Source organism: Neobacillus sedimentimangrovi, assembly GCF_010614825.1.
Lineage (GTDB): Bacteria > Bacillota > Bacilli > Bacillales > Cytobacillaceae > Neobacillus > Neobacillus thermocopriae.
This window is the reverse complement of record NZ_JAAFZF010000007.1, coordinates 41,222-59,530: the sequence shown is the minus strand read 5'-3', so window position 1 is coordinate 59,530 and position 18,309 is coordinate 41,222. Positions and strand designations below refer to the sequence as shown.

Below are 18,309 nucleotides of genomic sequence, written 5' to 3'. Positions count from 1 at the left end.
TTTTTCTGATTTATACTAATTTATTGAATCCATGCCCCGTCCTTACCGAGAACATAGCCACCAATGGTTGTATTTTTAGCCATTACACCATTACCGTACATATAGTACCACTTACCTCCTGTATACACCCAACCGGTTGCCATTTTGCCGCTAGATTTTAAATAATACCAATTTCCGTCCCAATACAGCCAGCCTGTTCTCATGTCACCACTTTTATTCAAATAATACCAGCCGTTGTCATAAGCCCATCCTGTTTTCATTGCACCATCAGAACCTAGCAAATACCATTTCCCGTTATCTTTCAACCAACCAGTTTTCTTGACGCCATTTACATAATAATACCATTTACCATTTGAATACTTCCAATAGCCGTTCTCCACTACACGTTTGGCACCAATATATCTTTCAGCATAATAAGAAGTGGATAAAGAACTGATCGTTACTTTATCCGCACCACTGGATGCATGGACAAATTGATTGTCATCCAAGTAAATGCCTACGTGGGATGGTCCAGCCTTATAGGTAGTAAAGAAAACAAGGTCACCTGTTTCCAACTCACTTTTTGAAACAGGTTTTCCTACCTTATAGATATCTGCTGCCGTACGTGGCAAGGAAACACCGACTTGCTTATATGTATAATTAATAAAGCCAGAGCAGTCAAAACCTTTTGGTGATGTACCTCCCCAGACATATGGGGTCCCAATTAAACTTCGACCAACCTTCGCAGCCTGTTCACCTTTAGATGCAGCCTCTGCCTTATGTCCCCCAACTACACCTCCTAGAAGTAGAGAACATGAAAGTAACCCACTAATTAATAACTTCTTCATGACAACCTCCGCCTAGAACTCTCTCATTTGTTAATTCTAGTATCTCATAAACAATGCTAGATTTAATTTACAGTTCATTATTAATAGTATTACAGCAATATTTCAAAAACTGACTTTTTTCGACTATTTTCATAGAAGTTATTCATGAAACAATGACAAAAAGCGAGGCAGACATGTAATTTCCTGCCCCGCTTCACTATCTAAAGTGATTAATTTGAAGTGTTCTCAACTTTAAACAATAAGAGTTAAGTTTTACTTTTCAACCAACTTTTTCACTTTTTCTAAATCCTCCAAAGAGTCAATTTCATAGCTATCATTAGGATGAATCTCGTGGAGGTAAACGTTCAATTTACGAATATTATCCTTGACGATATCATCCCAGTATAAGTTCTTAAAATCCCCACCAGCGACCGCTTCTTCTAGCTTCTTGACTATATACCGACCGTCTTCTTCCGTCCAATAAGAGACTCCACAGAGGATGTAATCATTCGCACCATCTCCTGGGATGAGATCGGTTATTTTGTAATGATCATCAAAACGAATCATCCACTCGTTTTTAAATTCTGGTTTCCTTGCGCTAAAATACATGGAAGTCTTCGGACTCTCTAGTAAAAAGTTACGATTCAAATAATTATCTGCATCAATAACATAGGAATTAGGAAGATATTCTCTAACCAAATACATGGTGTAAATATTGTTATAAACATCATATTTGTCATTATGAACAAGTTTGACACCATATTTTTCTTTTAAATACTCAAACTTCTCGGCTAAATAGCCGGTGACGACGATAATTTCGTGAACACCAACTTCTTTTAAAAATTCGATCTGTTTCTCAAGCATTGGCTTCCCATTGATTTCAATTAATGATTTAGGGGTGGTTAAAGTGATGGGACGCAGTCTCGTTCCCATTCCTGCTGCTAATAAAATGGCTCTCATTTTATCTGCTCTCCTGTATTTATTTCGTTTATCGTTATCCGAGTTGGCAGTGCCATCATCGAGCCAACGCATTCTATTATACCAGAAATGATTTATCTCTTCATTTCAAATAGAAGTTCGTTAATTATCGGATCATTTAAATTTTTACGTGCTCGATTAAACCGTTCCATACCATAAGTTCCAAAGTCGTCTCCCTTGGCTTCCTTATAAATCGTCCACATTGTCCAAAGATAATCTTGAAAAATTTTATTTAAGATCAGCCTTTGTTGAATTTCAACCGTAATCGGCTCACCATCAAAATAATGAACTAAAAATATTTTTTCCTCTTCAGGAGATAGGGACGATTCTAAGATATGGGAAGCAATATCCCAAGCTGGATCATTTAATCCACTGTATTCCCAATCCAATAAATAAAGTTTTCCTTCACTCATGACGATATTTTGCGGGGCCGGATCGATATGACATGGCTCAAGTGGAATATCCATTTTCTGATAGAATTTTTTTAACGCCATAACTTGGGCTTTTACTTCATCCATCCCATCAAATGGCTGGCCATTCGCTTCATACATGAGCATTTCATACTGGTCCATTTTTTCAAAAACATCAAAACGGTTTTCCATCGGCATATCCGATTGGTGTAAACGCTTTAAAATCCCTGCAGTTAATTTCATAAATGTTGGCTTTTGCACCATTTCTTCGGTTAGCGTGACAGCTCCTGGAATCATTTCGGCAATCTTTGTCCCCGTCTCTTCATCAAAATATAAAATGTCTGCGTAAAAACCATACTCGCTGGCCAGAAGAGAATTGATTTTCTCTTCTTTTCGGTTAATCATCTCGCTCGTTCCATTCCCAGGGATTCGGATAACATATTTTTTTCCGTTCAATACCAAAGGATAGTTTTTTTTTTCATACTCCCTAATGGCTTAGTATTACTTACTGCTTCATAAGCAATTTTTAGTGCAGCTTCACTGGTCACGGCATCTTTTAATAATTGAATAAATGATGGTTCCATTTTTTCTACCCTCCATTTTGAAAAAAAACGGGTACACTGACCCGTTTTATCTACTCACAGCCAATAACTTATTGACTTTTTCAAGGTCCTCTAAAGAATCAATTTCATAGCTGTCATCCGGTTGGATTTCTTGTAAATATACATCGAGCTGATCAAGATTGTTTTTGACAATTTCATCCCACCAGAACTCTTTAAAGGATCCACTTTCAATCATTTCTTCCAGTTTTTTGACGATATATTCCCCATCTTTCAGGGACCAGTACGAAACACCAAAAAGAATGAATTCATCGTTACCGTCGCCAACTTCAATTCTTGTCACTCTGTTATTTTTGTCGTGACGGATCATCCACTCTCCTTTAAAATTCGGCTTTTTCGCACTAAAATACACGGAGCTCGTCGGATGCTTTAATAGAAAATTCCGATGTAAATATACATCCGTATCAATAACATAGGAATCTGGAAGGAAGTCCTTTACCAAATACATGGTGTAAATATTGTTATAGACATCATACTTGTCATTATGAACAAGCTTGACTCCATATTTTTCTTTTAGGTACTCAAATTTTTCAGCTAAATACCCGGTGACGACGATAATTTCTTGAACCCCTACTTCCTGTAAAAATTCGATCTGTTTTTCAAGCATTGATTTCCCATTTATTTCAACTAATGGTTTCGGGATGGTTAAGGTAATAGGACGCAGTCTCGTTCCCATCCCTGCTGCTAATAAAATGGCTCTCATTTTATCTGCTCTCCTGTATTCCTTTCGTTTACTGCTATCATTCTTTCAGCACGGCTTTCCATTGGCGGAAGCAAAATGACTTTCATGACAAAGGACTCCTAAAAGAATGTGAAGCTTTATGCCGTTTTCCTACGGCCAAAGATATTCATCCACTTTAATTCTTCCGGAGTTGCTACGGTTATAATGGAACCAGCTAAAATCATAATGCTATAAAATACTAGCTTAACGGTAATATCTGTGCCAAGAATGAGAAAGCTTAACAAAATGGCCCAGGCGGAATAGGAAATATTTAAAGCCATCGCTCGAGTCGGCCCGAGCGTATTAATCGCTTTATAGTAATATACATAGGAAGCAGTTCCTGAAAGGGCAATCACGGCAATTAAGAATATTTCACTACTTTGAAGTACCGTTCCCACTAGTGGAAACCCTTTAAAAATTGGCATAATTATCACCGCATACGTAACAGCAGAAACAAGCTGACGAATCTGCAATGCCTGTTCAGGTGAGATTTCATCATCCTTCATACCATAGGCTAAAATAACACACTCCATTCCCCAGCCGAAGATCGCCAGTAAAATAAATGTGAAGCCTAGAACAACATTTGGAGACGTCTCTCCACCTGCAAATCCTAGCAAGAAAATAAATAATATACTTATGAATAATCCAATCCAGTTTTTTATCGTTAAGCGATCCTTTAATAGAATGAAAGCGAAAAAAGCTCCTACTGCCGGATAAACGGCAGAAATGGAAGCTGAGAGGGAAGCTCCCAAATATTTTACCGCAAGGACATACCCCGTCATGCCGATTGGCCCGCCTAATAGACCGCCCAACATTACCCAACGTCCACTTCTAGTAAATAGTTTTTGAAAAGGGACTTTAAACTCTCCACGGATCGCCAAATAAATCATCATCCAAAAGCTTGAAAGCATATCGTGTAGGAAGGTACTGACTAACGGAGCAAGAAAAATGACCTGTTCCGTTGACATAAATAAGGCACGGGATAATACCATTCCTATTAAAACCGTGTCAAGCGCCCAAGTAAATCCGGAAAATAAACCATAAAACAATCCTTTATTTTTTGATTTCATACATCATTCCCCTTATCCATTCATGATTGACATTCTTTCTTGCTCGGTTAAAGCGGTCCATTCCATAGGTACCGAAGTCGTCGCCTTTTGCTTCTTTAATAATCGTCCATATACTCCAAAGAAAGTCTTGGAAAATTTTATTCATAATCACCCTTTGCTGGATTTCGAGAGGGATGTCATCTGTTTGCAAATATAGCGATAAAAACAGTTCCTCATCCTCTTGAGTGAAATCACATTCGAGCGAATGAGCGGCTACATCCCACATCGGGTCATTCATTCCGGCATATTCCCAATCAATCAAGTACATTTTGTCTTGACCGCTTTTCACCAGATTCTCAGGAACTAAGTCATTGTGACAAGGTGCCAACTCGATCTTCATACTTTGATAGATTTCCTTTAAGGCCATGACTTGGGCTCTTACTTCATCAAAGTGTGGATAAGGTGTTCCCCCCGCTGCCTTCATTAGCTCCTCATACTCAGTTATTTTTTCAAAAACATTGAATTCATTAGCCATTTGTACGCCCGAATGGTGAAGTTTTCTTAATACCGCTGTTGTCAGCACCATGTAATCTTGGCGTTTGGCCGTTTTTGGATTTAAGGTTTCTGCATTTGGAATAAGCTCAGAAACCTTGACACCTGTTTCTTCATTAAAATAGATGAGTTCGGTGTCAATACCTAGTTCGCTTGCGATGGCTGAGTTGATTTTCTCCTCTTTACGGTTAATCATCTTCTCTGTACCATTTCCTGGAATTCTTAAGACATATTCTTTGTTTTTGATGGTTACTTTAAAGTTCTTATTTGTCATCCCACCAAATGGTTGAATTTCCTGAATGTCTTCATAACCGACATCAAGCGCTTCAATCAAATAACCTTTGATCTGGTTTTCACGATATTCTGCTTCCTTCCGTTTTAAAATTTGATAAGTTTTATTGGTAATTGTTTCATAATGTTGCTGGCTGTCAATTTCTCCCCAAACAAGGTTGTGCATTTTTAAATAGCCAATATTGTAATGCCTTGCTACATCTAGGAGCATGTATTCATAATTCATATACGGATTTTTATTGTATTCTTTAAACTCCGTAACCATTTTCGAAAACACTTCATAGGATAACTTGCTGATCCCTACCATTTCTCCATCAACATGGTTAAATTGATGGATGTCCTTCGAAACTTTGTATACATAGCCATTTCGGATTTCCACGAACGCTTCATCACCTGAACCGCTTTCATTCGTAATTAGAATGGTGTCGCGCTGCGGGTAAGACAAGAGCTCCTTGATAGCTCGTTCCTCAATTAAAATATCATCCTCAATCAAGAGGAAATCCTCTGAAATAAACTCATGGGCAAGTGCCAATGACGCCATCGATCCGGTCCATTTATATTTCGGATTATGAACAAATTGAAACTGACTCAATTCTGGTATTTCACGAAAGGCTTCTTGCTTATATCCCGTTACGATGACAATATGATTAATTCCATTTTCCTGAAGGATTTCAATGTTTCGTTTTAGCAGCGGAATTCCATCAAATGTCATTAAACCAGCCGGTTTGCTAAAATCTTTTCTCTGGCCTGCAGCCAAAATAACCGCTTGTTTAATTTCAGTTATTTGTTCTTGGTGGATATTAACCTTTTTTTGGTGAAATTCTTCAATACCCTTTTGCAGAAATTCAATACCTTTTTCGGTTAAAAAATATCTCATATTTCGGCCACTTTTTTCATTGAAAAGGTAGCCGTCTTCCATTAAATCATTAATTAAATAATTGACCTTTCCAATCGAAATCCCACACAATTCAGCCATTTTCTTTTGATTTAATTTGGCATTTTTGTTAATCGCCTCTAATAATTGAAACACGTGCTGTTCCATTGCACAATTCCTCCGATGTATTCAAAAATTGAACATATTATCATTGTAACCCACCCCAAAACTCCTGTAAATCCTGTAAATAAAAATTATTAGAAAAGCGAAAGCGCCCTGGTCAGCGGCGTATGGCTTCCTCCCAAAAGCTACCGCTTTCAGTCGTGCGATGTTGATGCTGCCGGAGCTTTCCTTGTGGTGGTCTCCCGGAAACACGAAGATTCAAACATATCAATTAGGCTCAATCGCCTGATAGAAATATCTAACAAATAATGAGTATTGTTATAATTTTAATGTTGCTGTTCGATGTCCAACTTATGAATAATGAAATTCGGCGAGGGCAAGAAGAAAATGTCAATCAATCACTCAATAAACCTACCCTTACTCTGGGCATTACGAAGACGTCCTTCAAAAGTAGAAAAACCTTTCACAATCAGAAAAGCAAAAGCACAATTATAAAAAAAGACTGTGCATCAAGCACAGTCTTTCTATAAATCTATTGTTTTAATATCGGAACATCAAAATGCAAATTACTACGAGATTCAATGGTATCGTATATTTGTTTAATATTTTTGGCTTGTTTTACTGCCCATTGAATATCGGTGGCATATTGATGATGGCTATTAAGGCCTGCTTCAGGATCCCAGCGCATTTTGTATAAAGTATCTTGCTTTCTATTCGGATTATTAATGTATTGTTTAGCTATGTACTTAGCTCCTCCATAGATCGCCTTTGCCGGTGTATCCCAGCCCTGTTCATAAGCATATTGAGCTCCACATTCATTTGGACAAGAATCGTTGGCTCCAATGCCGTACATATTATAAACCTTTTTCCCATTCACAACAATTCCTTGGGCCAGCTTCGATGTACCTTTACCTGTTTCAAGAAAGGCATGATTAATAAGATAAATTTCGTTAATATTAAAATCTTTACTTGCCTGGATGAAGGCCTCTGCTTGATCCTCAAGAGTCCCTTTACCCTTAAGAACTTTGGCATTCAATTCTTTTGCATCTGTACCGGCGCTTCCAGATAAAACTAGGTATTGGTAATATTCCGTACTTGATGACTTAAAGTTGTTCGGATTGGCATAATATTGAACATCCCCTGCTTTAGCATTTCGCCAAGTTACCGGATATTTTATTTCATAAAAATCGCCTGATTCTGAGACGATTTGAACTAGCTGTTCCTTTAATTCCCCATTGCTGTCTTTATAATATTTGTTCATAAAACCATATACATGTGCCGATAAATTGGGACTTTCTAGAATATTGACCCCATTTTGTGTTGTCATCTTGCCTATACCCGGATGGTTCGGGTCTAATTGAATTTCCTTTTTTTTGACGAAACCATTTTGGTTCCTATATTTATCGGTTTGCGGGGAATATTTCATTTGGATATCCACCATTTGTTTTAGAGAAATGGAATAGTTGGTTGTTTTCACAATTGGGCCAGTATTTAATACTCCATTAGGGAAAAAGTAATATTTTTTTCCGTCAATGACTTGTTCACCTGTCACCCTTTTTCCACTAGAGGTTAAATAATACCAATCTTCCCCCAACTTTAACCAACCAGTCACCATCTCACCGTTGCTGTTTAAATAGTACCAGTCATTTTTATCTTTTAACCAGCCCGTTTGCTTGACACCATTAGAATTTAAGAAATACCACTTCTTGTTGTAATACAACCAGCCAGTGGCCATCAATCCATCATCATAAAAGTAATACCATTTGTTTTGGATGAGCTTCCAGCCGGTAAAAGCCGCTCCATCCTCTCCAAGATAATATTTGTTTTCACCAATGGTCAGCCAGCCCTTCCGCATTAAACCATCGGATCCGAAATAATACTTCTTATTGTCCTTAATGAGCCAACCTTTATGCATGGAACCATCTGCATTAATATATGCAATCTTAGCTCCATCTTGGAACCAGCCTTTGGGGGTAGTTGTCATAGCACCGGATGCAGAGAAAGTATACGGCTTGCCATCAATCATCTTTTGACCGGTGACCATTTCACCACTTGGAAGCAAATAATACTTTACTTTCTTTTCCTCTAGCCAGCCGGTTTTCATCGCACCACTTTTCTCCATATAGTACCAGTGGCTTTTATCATACACCCACCCAGTTTTCATGGCACCGCTAGAATCCAAGTAATACCATTTACCTTTATCATAGACCCAGCCGGTTTTCATCGCACCGCTACCGTTGAAATAGTACCATTTCTTTCCTATATATCTCCAACCCGTTATCATCGCCCCGCTAGAATCTAAATAATACCAAATACTACGGTCTTTGAGCCAGCCCGTCTGCATGACACCATTTTTCCCAAGATAATACCATTTATTATTATAAAAGACCCAGCCAGTTACTGGTTCACCTGAGGAATTCAAATAATACCATTTTTTCCCCTGGTATTTCCATGAATAAGTGCCTGCCGCTTCGGCACCGATTGTTGTTGATGATAACAACATCGTCGCCAATGCAAATGCAGCCAATCTTTTTTTCTTCAATACTTTCCCCCCCACTAATCTCTATCAATCTACTATTGTTTCATCATTTGACTAAAAACCATCCGTAAAAAGCATCACCATCTTCTTTATAATTTGGTAAATTTATCATATAGACTCTTTTATTCTCTCATGTCATAGAAATTTTTCAATAATAAAGTTGGATTTTGTCAGAAAAAAAAAGACGAACAAAGTCATTTTGTCCGCCTTTTTGATAGGGCTATTTACTTAATCCATGCACCATCAGGACCTAGCTTATAGCCATCCACTCTTGTGTTTGCAGCCATTTCGCCAGATTGATAGAAGTAGTACCATTTGCCGCTAATTAACTTCCAACCTACGGCCATATCACCGCTTTTATTCAAGTAGTACCACTTGCCACGATTGTCTCGCAGCCATCCCATCTTCATCGCACCAGATTGATCCAGATAGTACCAACGTTTGCCGTCTTTTACCCAGCCGGTTGCCATTGCACCGGAAGATTTAAGATAGTACCACTTGCCATTAACATGGACCCAGCCAGTTTTCATCGTACCGGATTGTTGAAAATAATACCAAATGTTCCCTACTTTATACCAACCCGTTACCATGGCACCAGAATTTTTTAAATAGTACCAATGCTTCCCGTCTTTTATCCAGCCAGTTTTCATTTTTCCGTCCTTATCAAGGTAATACCATGACTTGTCAAACACCCAACCGGTCTGCTTGACATTATTTTTGTAATAGTACCAGGATCCATTAATAAATTTCCATCCTGTGAAATTTCCACGGTTAACCGTCAGTTTTTTCGTTGTGATATTCCCGCCTAGGTCTTTTAACTGAAGGGAAATAACATTTTCTCCTACATCTAGTGGAACCTTTACTGTAATCGTTTCATTTGCTGGTACGGCCAAATCGACCGGTCCGACAATTGCTTTTTCAAATTCATGCGAATCATTTACAAATAAGGATAAATAATTAAAGTTATCTGTTACATTCAATTTCAGTGTAAGTTCTTCCATACTTTCCGGAACAATACTTGGGAAATCTACTCTTATGTTCGGCGGGGTTGTATCGATGAATACCTTTCTCGCCAAGGAAGCCTTGTTTCTAGCCTTGTCATCCGCTTGTACAATAATGTCGTATAAGCCGTCCTTATCAAAAGTAACCGTTGTATCAAACGAGTATGTTCTTTGTTCGGCTTGTTTAAAGTTTACAACTTTGCCATTTACGGTTACCGATTTGAGGTCAAAATCCTCTAAAACCACCCCGCTTACCTTCACTTTTTTAGATTGATAGACCCCATATGGTTCCGGCTCAAGAAGCATAATGACAGGTTCTTGGTCCTCCACTTTGCCATTCACAGCGGAAGCTGCACCAAAGTTTAAAGCATAATCTACTGCAATGATATTGATGAAAGAGCCCTTTGGTACATCTGTTAATTTATAACTGTTCACATCCGCGTCGACTTCATCTACCATTTCATCATCAACAAAAATAGCATAACTCTGAATACCAGAACCCTTCTCATCCGCACTCCAGCTGACAACGGATGTTTTTGGATTGTAGCTAACCTTTACTGATGGTGGGGTTGTATCAATCATAATAGGAATCTCTTTTGTTTGATAACTGGCTCCATCATAATCTATGACCGATTTTACTTGATAATAATAAAGACCATCCTTAACGATCTGACCCTTCACTTTCCCATCCCAAGTACGGCCAGGATTATAGGAGTACGGCACCCCTAAACCTTCGCTATAATAGCTTTTAACGACGTTCTTTTCCATTTGAACACGGCGCAGTAGCTTCTTGTCTTTATCTAAAATATTGAATTGTGCTTCTGCCGCGTTTCTCATAAAAGAAGGAAGAATATTGATATCCTCATAAGTCATGTCCCCATTTGGTGAAATAGCATAAAATCCTTTTTCAGGAACTGGGGCAATAAACCAGTCATCTGACAGCATATCATGTACGGGAACTTCCACTACAGTTCCTTCCTCATCTTCTTCATCAAACATTCCTTGAAGGTCAAAATATCGAGATTCACCAAGGTCTTTCATACCATCTAAAATAGATGGCCGGTCCCATCGTCCATAGAAGCCTACGAATGGAATGGTGAGATCAGGGCTTAGCTCCATTTTCCCTTTTTCTGTTTTATCCACATCTTCCAACGTAATAAACCCTTCAACAAACATATCTTCCTTAATTTGTACAGTTGTCTGTTTTCCCGCTGTATCGATGGCGGGAACCTTTGCTGAGCTAATATCTACCTTAATAGTAAACTCTTTGGATTTTCCTGCTGGAACAGTAATAGTTTTAGGGCCATTGACCTTCGCACCAACTAAAGCACCGGCAATTAACGCATTGTAATCTTCACCCTTCGAATTTTTTTGAAGGGTGTCAGTTAACACCTTTGTATTTACTTTGTAGGATACATCCTTGTCAGAAATATTTTTCGCGACTAATGTCATTTCAAAGTTTTTCTTTGCAAAATCTTTCAGCTCTACTTTTGCTTCTCCTGTTGTTTTATTTACAACATATACTGGGGTTTTGACGGCATTATACGTTTGCATCATTCCCGCACCTTGTAAACGAGGGGAATATGGTTGACCATTTGTATTCTCAATGATTTTTGCTGTATTCATGAGTAGTGTTTTTGCAAGATGGGAGCGTTCACTAGCTGATAGTCCCGTAAACCGCTTATCCTTCTGCAAATACTGTTGAACAAGTGCCCCGCCTCCTGCCACATGAGGGGAAGCCATGGAGGTTCCGCTGTATTCCCCATATTCTCCGTGATTGAGCGTAGACAAAATCCCTCCACCAGGAGCCGTGATTTCTGGCTTTAGCCCAAGACTTGGAGTTGTTCCCCAAGAACTAAATTCTGTCATTTTCCCTGATTCCGGAGCATCTTTTTTGCCGATCTGTTTGACATGAATTGACGTATTCCCCAGTGTCATGGCTTTCTCTAGTGATTCACCGTCTTTCTTCGACACCATCATAAACGGAATTCCGAAACCACCTTGATTTTTATAGAATACCGAACTACCGTCATCATAGACGATGATCCCTGCTGCCCCCATTTCTTCAGCAATGAATGCCTTATCTGCTAAAGAAAGGCCACCGCCTCGTTTTACAAGGACAACCTTGCCAATAACGTCGACCGCTTCATAATCTTCTGGCATGCCATAAGCACCTTTTAGACTAACCATCTGCAGAGATTTCCCTTTTGAAATAACCGAAGTCCAATCATCGATCCCATATCCCACTGCTGTAAAACCATTGATCGTAATGGAGTGTTCATATTGTGAAAAAATATTATTTGCTGCCGCGACTGAAATACCATCTTTATAGATTCCAGGTGCTTCAACAACACCGATATCGGGATTTTTATAAAAAGGCTTGTCCCAACCATACGATATCGTTCCAGAATTACCGGCAGCCATTGTACTAACAATCCCATTTTCTGCTGCCCGTTGAATTGCCACTTCCTCTGCACTTTGTTCATTGTAAAAGGAGGCAATCTCACCTAGACTCATATTCAAAACGTCCGCACCCAACTTAATGGAATCATCAATCGCTGCTAAGCACACATCCGACCATGTAGATGGGAATAGTGGATCATTGCTAAATACTTTCATTGCCAGCACCTGTGCTTCGGGTGCCACACCTTTTATTCCCCCGTCAGTTTCATCACCGTTCGCCGCAACGATTCCAGCCACATGCATACCATGTGCCCCCGTATCAGTTCCCTTGTCTATAATCGTGTCATTTTGGTCAAAATAGTTATACCCATAAGGCACCTTTTCGGTATAAAACTTCCCCTTTAAACCTTCCTGTTTAACGATTTCCTCGACTTCTTTTTTAGTCAGTTCAGCTTTGCTTTTATCCGTTAATACAAAATCCGGATGAGTAGGATCAATCCCTGTATCAATCACCGATACAACCATTCCTTCCCCACGCAAACCTGCATCTACCCATGTTTGACTTGTTTGAATTAGCGATTTACTTTTGACCATATTAGGTTTTATTTCTGGGCGTTTATATTCATTAGCTAAATAGATATGTTTAACACCATTTATCTCCTCTAGCTTGGAAATGTCATCGATGGACAATTCCCCACTAAAACCATTAAAAGCTGTGGAAAAATGCTTCTTATATGTAAACTGAACCCCTTTTGATTTGATTTTTTCTTTTATGTTTTTTTGCTGTTTTTCAAGATTGGCAGTTATCGATGCGATTTTCGTTTCAGGCAATTCTTTGTATAGCTTTCCTTGCTCGGTAGCAAGCTCAACTGGAGTTTTCCCTTCCAATTCAACAATGACGCGGACTTTTTCGCTTCCTTTGTATTTCTCTTTCAACAACTTCCCTAGCTTTTGTTTTTCTCCGCTTTTCTCCTGCAGTTTCTTTTTATATTGTTCAATCAGTGGTCTATAATCTTTTTTCGGTAATTCAGCGGAAGCAGATGGAACAAAACTAAAGTTTGATAGAATAAGTGCAGCTGCCAAAGCATATGTAGATATTTTTCTTTTTTTGTTCCTTTTTAATGACTTAAGGCTCATTTAGTACAATCCTCCTAGTAAATATCTAAAAAAAACATAAAAAACCTAAAATCAAAATGGAAAATTTTAATTGTTATACCAATTCTAGTAAAATACTTAAAAATGGTCAATCTATTTTCTACCAAAGTAAACACGAAGAGTCCCCTCAATATTGACCAATCATCGGGCAATGAGCGAAAGCGTCACACACTAGGACACTTGCACTAGATCTTTTTCGTAGTCAAAAATATACTCTCTTACGTAAAAAAAGCTGCAGGGAGTCCTCCCCCTAGCAGCTTCCCATTCTACTAATATGCATTCATCCCCCGGTTTTGTGGCGATTTTTCATTAATACATAGAAACCTAACTTTCGATAATACATTTCCAAAAAGCGTATTGATATCGAATTTGTTCAAAGTCTATCAATGGTTCGCAATCCCTATATAATGAAATCCTAAACTCTCCACTTTCCTTTTATCTAGCATATTCCGCCCGTCAAAAATGTAAGGCTGCTTCATTAACGGCTTGAGTTCTCCCCAATTGAGTGACTTGTAGTCGTCCCAGTCGGTGCAAAGAATGACTGCATCGGTGCCTGACACAGTTTCTTCCACTGTCTCAAATTGTTGTACAACTTTAGAAAGAGGGCTGTTGTCTAAATGGACCACTGGATCATGAGCCCGAACCGTTACTTGGTCATCTAATAATTTTTCAATGATTATAAGACTTGGAGATTCTCTTGTGTCGTCGGTGTTTGCTTTGAAGGATAGCCCGAGGACTGCGATCGTTTTCCCTTGCAAATCCCCCCCTAATGCTTGTTTGATTTTCTGCATAAAATAAAGCGGCTGACTGGCATTTACCTTTACCACACTGTCGAGAATGGATAATAGATGCCCGTTTTCCTTTGCCGTTTGTAGCAGGGCATTCACATCCTTTGGAAAACAGGAACCACCATAGCCCATTCCAGCGCGTAAAAATAGTGGACCGATTCGATGGTCCAGGCCGATTCCCTTGGACACATCATTCACATTAATCCCAAGCTCATCACAAAGGCGAGCTAGCTCGTTGATATAAGAAATTTTCATTGCTAGAAAGGAATTGGCCGCGTACTTGATCATTTCGGATGCCTTCGGATTGGTTTGTACAACCGGACATTGGAAATCTTTATATAATTCTTCCATAATCGTTCTGGCTTTTTCACTTGTGGTACCAATGACAATCCGATCCGGGTAAAGAGCATCATAAAGAGCGGAACCTTCGCGAAGAAACTCGGGATTTGAAACCACATCAAATGATATGGGCGTAGGTTGATTCTTGATAATCCAATTTGTCACTTTTTCCGCTGTCCCGACAGGCACCGTACTTTTCGTGACGACCACTTTGTAACGATTCATATAACGGCCGATCGATTCAGCCACATTTTTTACAAAGGTAAGGTCGGCACTTCCCTCCTTGCCCATTGGCGTTCCAACACAAATAAAAATAACATCATTTTCTTTTATCGCCGTTTCTGTATCGGTCGTAAAAGAAATATTTCTATTTGTAATATGCTTGGTAAGCAGCTCTTCAAGACCTGGCTCATAAAAATGCAATTTTCCTGATGTGAGTGCTTGAATTTTACGGTCATCCAAGTCGAGCCCAGTTACCTGATGACCTTTTTCACAAAAAATGAGACTAGTAGTCGTTCCGACATACCCTGTGCCGATTACTAAGATTTTCACAACGGATCCCCCTTGGTGAACTAGTGGCAACAAAATCATCGGACTATATGCGGATGAAAAGCGAATAGAAGGTCAAATGCTTATATCAACCGCCATCCATTTGAATGATTTTCATCTACGAACTAGTACCAACTTATTCACCAATCAAAAAGAAGGAAGGTTATCCAAGCAAAAGTAGGCGAAAAATAGGCGGTTACCCGAAAAGCGAAAGCGCCCTGCTTAGCAGCGTATGGCCTCCTCCCAAAAGCTATCGCTTTCGGTCGTGCGATGTGGATGCTGCCGTAGCCTTCCTTGTGGAGACTCTTCAACTGAGATATAGGAAACACGAAGAGCGATAGCGATTCGATGTTGACTTATCGTAGGGCGAAGAGTGAAGGACACTAGCTGCTAGGGCGCTGGAGCTAGACAGTTCTCGAAGTCAAAAAGATTTTTCTTATCTCCTAAGAAAAGCGAAAGCCCCCTGCTCAGCGGCGTATAGCCTCCTCCCAAAAGCTATCGCTTTCGGTCGTGCGATGTGTATGCTGCCGAAGCCTTCCTTGTGGAGACTCTTCAACTGAGATATAGGAAACACGAAGAGCCAAAGGCGATTCGTTGTTGACTTATCGTAGGGCGGTGAGCGAAGGATATTAGACGCTAGGGCGCTGAAGCTAGACCATTCTCGAAGTCTACAATAGATTTTCTTATCTTATCAGAAAAGCGAAAGCGCCCTGCTTAGCAGCGTATGACCTCCTCCCAAAAGCTATCGCTTTCGGTCGTGCGATGCTATGCTGCCGGAGTCTTCCTTGTGGTGCTCTCCAACTGAGATATAGGAAACACGAGGAGACGAGAGTCGAATCGATGTTGACTTATCGTAGGGCGGAGACCGAAGGCGTCTCGCCGCTAGGGGCTAGAGCTAGACCATTCTCGAGGTTGAAAAAATACATTCATATAAAAAAAAACGTCGAGTGATTCAAAGATCTTTTTTTCCACAATTTTAACGAAGTAAAAATCCACAGTACTTTTCCACAGATATGGCATAGTTATTAACATTCTACACGGAATATCCACAAAATTATCCACATTATCAGTGTAAAGCAATTAAATTATTAACAAACAATTCATTTTTATCCACATTAACCACGGATTTATCCACATGAAAATTAGATTTTTCCACATTTCTTCCACTGTTTATTATTATTGCCTATCAACAATTTCCCTGTATCCCTTTTTCAATAATTGAAACTTCCTTTTTATCTACAAAATATCCATTTTATCACCATACTTACTATAAAAATAGGAGTTTGCTCAATATTTCACAAAATGTTCAATGAGTCTCTCATTTTAAGTGATTAGGGTCACAGGTGCATTTTTTACAGAAAATACAATGAAAGTATAATCAATTAGTTGGAGGGATATTGAAATGGGGAAATTTGCAAAAATGGCGGCAGTTGTCATTTCTTCTGTTATGGTGTTAGGTGCATGTAGTAAAACAGATCTTTCCGTTAAAGAAAAGGTTCAAGCGAAAACAACTAAAAAGGCAGACGTTCAAGTTTTCGAGCCCCATAAAAACTTAAACCAAGAACCGACACCATTGAAAATAGAACGAGTGGGAGCAAATGAAGTGAATATAGAAATGACTGCGCAAATAACAGATATTGAAATCTCTAAAGGGGATTGGTATAAAGCCTGGACGTTTAATGGAGAAGCTCCCGGTCCTGTTGTTGTCGTGAACGAAGGAGATACGATAAATTTTAAGCTAAAAAATATGGATCCGGCCATTCCACATAGCATGGACTTCCATGCCGTCCACGCCGCTCCCTCTGTTGATTTTACTGACGTAAAGCCAAATGAAGAAGGAACCTTTAAATATCCAGCAAATAAACCTGGTGTTTTTATGTATCATTGCGGGACAAAGCCAGTATTATCTCATATTGCTAACGGGATGCACGGAACGATTATTGTGAAGCCAAAGAATGGATATCCGACTGATAACGAAATTGACCGTGAATATGTGATTATCCAAAATGAGTGGTATAAATACAATGATATAGAGGATTTTACAAACGGGGTTCCTAAGTATGTTGTCTTTTCCACGAAGGCACTAAAAAACGGGGATCTCAATACGAACGGAGCAGTTGGTTCTTTAGTTGACCAGCCGCTGCTTGCGAAAGTTGGAGACCGGATCCGATTGTATGTGAACAATGTTGGTCCGAATGAAGTATCAAGCTTCCATGTCGTCGGAACCGTGTTTGATCATGTATATGTTGATGGAAACCCAGCAAACCATATGGAAGGATTGCAAACCGTGATGCTACCAGCAAGCGGTGGAGCGGTCGTCGAATTCACTGTAACGAAAGAAGGGAGCTATCCAATTGTGACACACCAATTCAATCATGCCAATAAAGGCGCGGTTGGAATGATCAAGGTCACAAATGATGGGAAGGACGACGGCAGCAAGACAATGTCCCATTAATAAAACCAAAAAGCCCTAGTATCCTACACTTCATGCCTTAAATAGTGACCACTAGATAATTGAAAATAGATAAACTTACTCAATCAATAAATAAGCGCCGGGAAAAATTCACCGACGCGATTTTCTTTTATTTTGTTAAAAATCAACTATGTTTCTTGGTCCCTTTTATGAAAATTGCAATCTAGCTCCAAGCTCAATGGCTTTACTAATATGATAGATCGATTTAATCTTTAACTTCACTCTCAGTTCCTCACAAAGACAATCCTTCTGTAGAAGCTCATTATGGCGATGCTGGAACACATGATAATAATACTTCCCCATTAAAAACATTCTTAACACATGTAAAACCTCCCATTAAATGATAGACATAAATCGCAGGAGTATCGTGTTCGGTAACTGGCTGGCTTCGTTTTTGAAAAACATTAGCCCCTATAGTTTTGCGTCACCATTTTTCAATGGTTTTGCCGTTTCGTACGATTTATGTGTTGTGCGTAATTTTATCAGGCTATTCCAAAAAGATAAAGCCTTTTCAAGTTCCAGGCTAGGGGGTTTTGTTCATTACTTGATGCCTTTTCGCAGTCGAAAACAAAATCTATTTAACCATGTTTTAACTTTCCTTATCCTGACCAAACTGGTCAATAGAAATAAATTTTTTT

The 18,309-nt window shown here is 39.2% G+C and carries 12 protein-coding genes and 1 riboswitch; of the genes, 1 reads left to right on the top strand and 11 read right to left on the bottom strand.

Translation table 11 applies throughout. The features are described from left to right. Positions 1-20 precede the first annotated feature (20 nt). From GZA11_RS16440 to GZA11_RS04640, 10 genes are all read right to left on the bottom strand, one after another. Entirely contained in the window at positions 21-827 is an 807-nt protein-coding gene (locus tag GZA11_RS16440; protein ID WP_204317744.1) for a C40 family peptidase, read from the bottom strand. A gap of 252 nt (positions 828-1,079) precedes the next feature. Then, positions 1,080-1,766: an NTP transferase domain-containing protein gene (locus tag GZA11_RS04675; RefSeq protein ID WP_163183084.1), complete on the bottom strand. Its 687-nt coding sequence runs from the start codon at positions 1,764-1,766 to the stop codon at positions 1,080-1,082. 92 nt (positions 1,767-1,858) lie between these two features. Then, positions 1,859-2,650 carry a phosphotransferase gene (locus tag GZA11_RS04670; protein WP_268926754.1) on the bottom strand — a complete coding sequence of 264 codons (792 nt, stop codon included), beginning with the start codon at positions 2,648-2,650 and terminating at the stop codon, positions 1,859-1,861. Continuing rightward, entirely contained in the window at positions 2,647-2,778 is a 132-nt protein-coding gene (locus tag GZA11_RS16870) for a hypothetical protein (RefSeq protein WP_268926752.1), read from the bottom strand. The genes GZA11_RS04670 and GZA11_RS16870 overlap by 4 nt, the downstream gene beginning before the upstream one ends. Before the next feature lie 46 nt (positions 2,779-2,824). Continuing rightward, positions 2,825-3,517, bottom strand: a complete 693-nt coding sequence (locus GZA11_RS04665) for a sugar phosphate nucleotidyltransferase (RefSeq protein ID WP_163183082.1) — start codon at positions 3,515-3,517, stop codon at positions 2,825-2,827. A gap of 116 nt (positions 3,518-3,633) precedes the next feature. Next, positions 3,634-4,605: a DMT family transporter gene (locus GZA11_RS04660; protein WP_038537415.1), complete on the bottom strand. Its 972-nt coding sequence runs from the start codon at positions 4,603-4,605 to the stop codon at positions 3,634-3,636. Beyond that, positions 4,589-6,469, bottom strand: a complete 1,881-nt coding sequence (locus GZA11_RS04655) for a phosphotransferase (protein ID WP_163183081.1) — start codon at positions 6,467-6,469, stop codon at positions 4,589-4,591. Before GZA11_RS04655 ends, GZA11_RS04660 begins: the two co-directional genes overlap by 17 nt. A gap of 487 nt (positions 6,470-6,956) precedes the next feature. Continuing rightward, positions 6,957-8,966, bottom strand: coding sequence for a glucosaminidase domain-containing protein (locus tag GZA11_RS04650; RefSeq protein ID WP_163183080.1), 2,010 nt, complete (start codon positions 8,964-8,966; stop codon positions 6,957-6,959). A gap of 221 nt (positions 8,967-9,187) precedes the next feature. Further along, a complete protein-coding gene (locus tag GZA11_RS16970; RefSeq protein ID WP_163183079.1) occupies positions 9,188-13,504 on the bottom strand; it encodes a S8 family serine peptidase in 4,317 nt (1,438 codons plus the stop codon). 401 nt (positions 13,505-13,905) lie between these two features. Continuing rightward, entirely contained in the window at positions 13,906-15,201 is a 1,296-nt protein-coding gene (locus GZA11_RS04640) for a UDP-glucose dehydrogenase family protein (RefSeq protein WP_200878230.1), read from the bottom strand. 1,444 nt (positions 15,202-16,645) lie between these two features. On the opposite strand from GZA11_RS04640, the gene GZA11_RS04635 reads away from it, so the two are divergent. Beyond that, positions 16,646-17,653 (top strand): multicopper oxidase domain-containing protein, encoded by a 1,008-nt coding sequence (locus tag GZA11_RS04635; protein ID WP_374718116.1) that lies wholly within the window; start codon positions 16,646-16,648, stop codon positions 17,651-17,653. Between the two features lie 165 nt (positions 17,654-17,818). Here GZA11_RS04635 and GZA11_RS04630 read toward each other — a convergent pair whose 3' ends face one another. Further along, positions 17,819-17,992, bottom strand: a complete 174-nt coding sequence (locus tag GZA11_RS04630; protein ID WP_158332806.1) for a hypothetical protein — start codon at positions 17,990-17,992, stop codon at positions 17,819-17,821. Between the two features lie 49 nt (positions 17,993-18,041). Then, positions 18,042-18,129: riboswitch (cyclic di-GMP riboswitch) on the bottom strand. Between the last annotated feature and the right edge of the window lie 180 nt (positions 18,130-18,309).